The sequence below is a fragment of the Rhodococcus sp. P14 genome (genome assembly GCF_000256505.1).
In the GTDB taxonomy this organism is placed as follows: domain Bacteria; phylum Actinomycetota; class Actinomycetes; order Mycobacteriales; family Mycobacteriaceae; genus Rhodococcus; species Rhodococcus ruber.
Genome location: NZ_AJFC01000227.1, coordinates 1 through 4,378, shown reverse-complemented (window position 1 = coordinate 4,378; position 4,378 = coordinate 1). Strand labels below are relative to the sequence as shown.

The 4,378-nt window shown below is 71.4% G+C and carries 3 protein-coding genes; all 3 read left to right on the top strand.

All coding sequences use genetic code 11. The features are described 5' to 3' along the window. Positions 1–169 precede the first annotated feature (169 nt). Entirely contained in the window at positions 170–1,267 is a 1,098-nt protein-coding gene (locus tag OEY_RS0115855; protein WP_010594834.1) for an adenosine deaminase, read from the top strand. 39 nt (positions 1,268–1,306) lie between these two features. Next, on the top strand, positions 1,307–3,397 hold the full coding sequence (locus tag OEY_RS0115850) for an ATP-binding protein (RefSeq protein ID WP_029540064.1): 2,091 nt from the start codon (positions 1,307–1,309) through the stop codon (positions 3,395–3,397). Positions 3,398–3,479: 82 nt separating this feature from the next. Beyond that, positions 3,480–4,378, top strand: an 899-nt coding sequence (locus tag OEY_RS0115845; RefSeq protein ID WP_029540063.1) for an FAD-binding monooxygenase, incomplete at its 3' end; no start/stop codon positions are given.

Sequence of the window (4,378 nt, the reverse complement as noted above, 5' to 3'; positions counted from 1 at the left end):
ACCGGGTCCGCGCCGGGGACACGATCGCCACCCTGCACACCGACACCCCGGTGAAGTTCCCCGCCGCGATGGCGACCCTCGGCGAGGGCGTGCACATCGCCGATTCCGCGCCGGCGACACGACCGCTCGTCGTCGAGCGGATCACCGCCTAGCCGACTACCGTCGGGGCATGACGGAGCCGGCGACGACACTGACCGAACCCGCGCTGCGGACCGCGCCGAAAGTACTTCTGCACGACCACCTGGACGGCGGTCTGCGGCCGGGAACCGTGCTCGAACTGGCCGAGGCCTGCGGCTACCGGCTGCCGGCCGGCACGGAACCCGAACTGGCGCGCTGGTTCCGGGACTCGGCCGACAGCGGCTCGCTCGAGCGTTACCTCGAAACGTTCGCGCACACGGTGGCCGTCATGCAGACCCCGGACGGCCTCGAGCGGGTCGCCCGCGAATGCGTGCTCGACCTCGCCGCCGACGGCGTCGTCTACGCCGAGGTCCGCTTCGCCCCCGAACAGCATCTCGAGCGGGGACTCGACCTGGACTCCGTGGTCGAGCACGTGCTCGAGGGCTTCCGATCGGGGGAGTCCGCGGTGGAGGCCTCCGGTGCCCAGCCCATCCGGGTGCGGCTGCTGCTCACCGCGATGCGGCACGCCGCCCGGTCCCGTGAGATCGCCGAACTCGCGGTGCGGTTCCGCGACCGCGGCGTCGTCGGGTTCGACATCGCCGGTGCCGAGGCCGGCTACCCACCGAGCCGGCATCTCGATGCCTTCGAGTACATGCGCGCCGCCAGCGCGCACTTCACGATCCACGCGGGGGAAGCATTCGGACTGCCGTCCATCCACGAGGCCATCGCGTTCTGCGGCACCGACCGCCTCGGTCACGGTGTGCGCATCGTCGACGACATCACCGTCGCCGAGGACGGCACCGCCACTCTCGGTCTGCTGGCGAACTACGTGCGCGACAAGCGGATTCCGCTCGAGCTGTGCCCGAGTTCGAACGTGCAGACCGGCGCCGTCGACACCCTGGAACAGCATCCGTTCGACCTGCTGGCACGCCTGCGGTTCCGCGTCACCGTCAACACCGACAACCGGCTGATGAGCGACACGACGATGAGCAAGGAGATGATGCGGCTGGTCGAGACGTTCGGGTACGGCTGGTCCGACCTCGAGCGGTTCACGATCAACGCGATGAAGTCCGCGTTCCTGCCGTTCGATCAGCGGCTCGAGATCATCGACGACGTGATCAAGCCCGGCTACGCCGTCCTGATCGGCTGACGGTACCGCCGGCGGCCGCCACCTCGTAGGGTCGGGGGTATGAGGGACCGCGTCCCGCCCTCGGCAACTCTCGGCGACGTGCTCGCCGCGCGCCGACGCCGCCGGTTCGTCGGGCGTGCGGCCGAACTCGAGCTGGTACGTGCCGCCCTCGACGCACCCCGGTCCCCGTTCTCGGTGCTGTACCTGTACGGACCCGGAGGGATCGGCAAGACCAGCCTGCTCGACGAGGTCGCCGATCTCGCCGCGGGGGCCGGGTCGGCTCTCGTGCGTCTCGACGGGCGGGACCTCGTCCCCCATCCGGCCGCCGTCCTCGCCGCGTTGGAGAAGCACCTCGACGTGGGCGCGGACCGAATCGCCACCGCGTCCGGGCAACGCCTCGTGACGGTGATCGACACGTACGAGGCACTCGCACCGATCGACGGCTGGATCCGCCGGAATCTGCTGCCGCGGTTCCCGGACGACGCGGTGACCGTGATCGCGGGGCGGGATCCACCGTCGCCGCAGTGGCGCTCGGATCTCGCCTGGGGCGAGCTGCTGCGGGTGGTGTCGCTGCGCAACCTCGCTCCCCGGGAGAGCGTCGAATACCTGCGCGCCGCCGGGGTCCGGGACGACCTGCACGAGCGTCTCTGCCGCGTGACCCACGGCCACCCCCTGGCGCTGTCGCTGCTCGCCGACGCGGTGCTCCGCGGCGGCAGCGCCGACGCCGATCCGCTGACCCCCGACCTGGTGGGAACTCTGCTGCGCCGGTTCGTCGACGAGGAACCCGGCACGGTCCACCGGCGGGCACTGGAGGTGTGCGCACTCGCCCGCGTGACCACGGAATCGCTCCTGCGGGACGCGCTCGGCGCGGACGACGACTGTGCGCACGACGCGTTCCGGTGGCTTCGGAGCCTGTCCTTCGTCGAGACCGGCGCCGACGGGCTCCATCCTCACGACCTGGCCCGCGACGTCATCGACGCCGACCTGTGGTGGCGGGACGCCGACAGCTATGCCGACGTCTTCCGCCTCGTGTGGCGGCACATCCATCGGGCGCTCGACTCGACGACCGGCCGGCGGCAACAGCAGGCGATCTTCGATCTCGAGTTCGTGTTCCGCAACCTCGCCGGCGTGCTGTCGCCCGTGCAGTGGGAGAGCTGGGGCCGACACTATCCCGAGCCCGCCACCGCTGCCGACCGCGCGGCGGTCGTCGAGCTGATCGGGACCGCGGAGGGAGAGGAGTCCGCCCGGCACGCACAGTGGTGGCTCGCACGGCAACCCGACGGCTTCTTCGTGCTCCGGTACCTGGACGGGACCGTCCGCGGCGTGATCGGGCTGCTGGATCTCACCCGCGCCGCCGAGGCGGATCGGGTCCGCGACCCGGGTGCCGCGGCGGGATGGCGGGTCGCACAGCGATGTACGCCGGTGCGCGAGGGCGAGGTCGTCACCCAGACCCGGTTCGTCGTGGACCGGGAGGAGTACCAGGACCCCTCGCCGACGCTCAACGCAGTCCCGATTCTCACGATCCAGCGATGCCTCACCACCCGGGGCCTTGCCTACGACGTGCTCGCCCTGGCCGAGCCGGACCGGTGGGACGACTACTTCGCCGTGGCCGATCTGCCGCGCGTCGCCGGCGGCGATTTCGTCGTCGGTGGCCGCCGGTTCGGTCTGTTCGCCCACGATTTCCGGCGCGTCCCGGTCGACGCCTGGCTCGAGCGGGTGACGGACCGGGCGCTGGCCCGCGGTCCGTCCCCGTCCGCGCCCGGCGCACCCGTGCTGCTCGTCCTCTCCCAACCCGAGTTCGCGCAGTCGGTCAAGCAGGGCCTGCACGACCTGCGGCGGCACGATCTCCTCGCCCGCAATCCGCTGCTGCGAACTCGAGTGCTCCACGACCGGACCGGCTCCGGGGAACCCGACGTCGCGCTGCTCGAGGAGGTGCTCCGCGACGCGGTCGCCACCCTGGCCGACCACCCCCGCGACGACAAACTGCTGCGGGCCGTGGATCGGACGTACCTGCGACCGGCCGCAACCCAGGAATCGGCCGCAGCGGCGCTCGGACTGCCGTTCAGCACCTATCGCAGGCATCTGACCGCAGGTGTGGAGCGGATCGTGTCGTGGCTGTGGGACCAGGAGGTGTACGGCCGCCGGCAGTGAGCACGACCGAGCACCGAACGGACTGGTGACCGAGCACAATCCGGCCGCATGCTTCTCGCACTCGAACGAGGAGGTGCCGGAAATGGTGACACGAATCGGTGATCGTGCCGTGGTGCTCGGAGCGGGAACGGCCGGTTTGCTTGCCGCACGGGTGTTGTCGGATGCGTACTCGGATGTGGTGGTGATCGATCACGACCGGCTGCCGGACGGTGCCGCGGCGCGGCGCTGTGTACCGCAGGGACGGCACATCCATGTGCTGGTGGCCGGCGGGATGCGCGCCATCGAGAATCTGCTGCCCGGCCTCACCGCGGAGCTCGTCGCAGACGGGGCGCCGCTGGTGGACCAGTGCGGCGACGTGCGCTGGTATCTCGGCGGCCACCGCCTCCGGCAGACGGAGAGCGGCCTGACGGCGGTGAGCGCGAGCCGGCCGAATCTCGAACATCGGATCCGGTCCCGCGTCGCCGCACTGCCCGGAGTGCGGATCGTCGACCGGTGCGACGCGCTGGGGGCGATGGTGAGCGGTGACGGTCGACGGGTCACCGGCGTGCGCGTGCTCCGCCGGGCGGACGGCAGCGTCGAGGAAGTGCTCGACGCCGATCTCGTCGTCGACGCCACCGGGCGTGGTTCGCGAACCCCGGCGTGGCTCGAGCAGCTCGGATACCCCCCACCCGAGCGGGAGGAGGTCCGCGTCGATCTCACGTACGTCACCCGTACCTACCCTGCCGATCCGGCACGCATGGGCGGCGACCTGGGTATTCTGCTCGCGCCGTCCCCGCCGGACCCGCGCGGCGCCGCCCTCCAGACGATCGAGAACGGTCGCTGTCTCGTGACGGCGGTCGGCATGCTCGGTCACCGGCCCCCGGCCTCACCGGAGGGCTGGGTGGACTTCGTGCGGTCCTTGCCGTGGCCGGACGTGTACGACGCGATCCGGGACGCCGAGCCGCTCGACGCACCCCGGTCGTACCACTTTCCGGCGAGCCG

Excerpts from the sequence above, each read along its gene's own strand:
- OEY_RS0115850 (WP_029540064.1), top strand. The coding sequence starts at position 1,307 with ATGAGGGACCGCGTCCCGCCCTCGGCAACTCTCGGCGACGTGCTCGCC.
- OEY_RS0115855 (WP_010594834.1), top strand. The coding sequence starts at position 170 with ATGACGGAGCCGGCGACGACACTGACCGAACCCGCGCTGCGGACCGCG.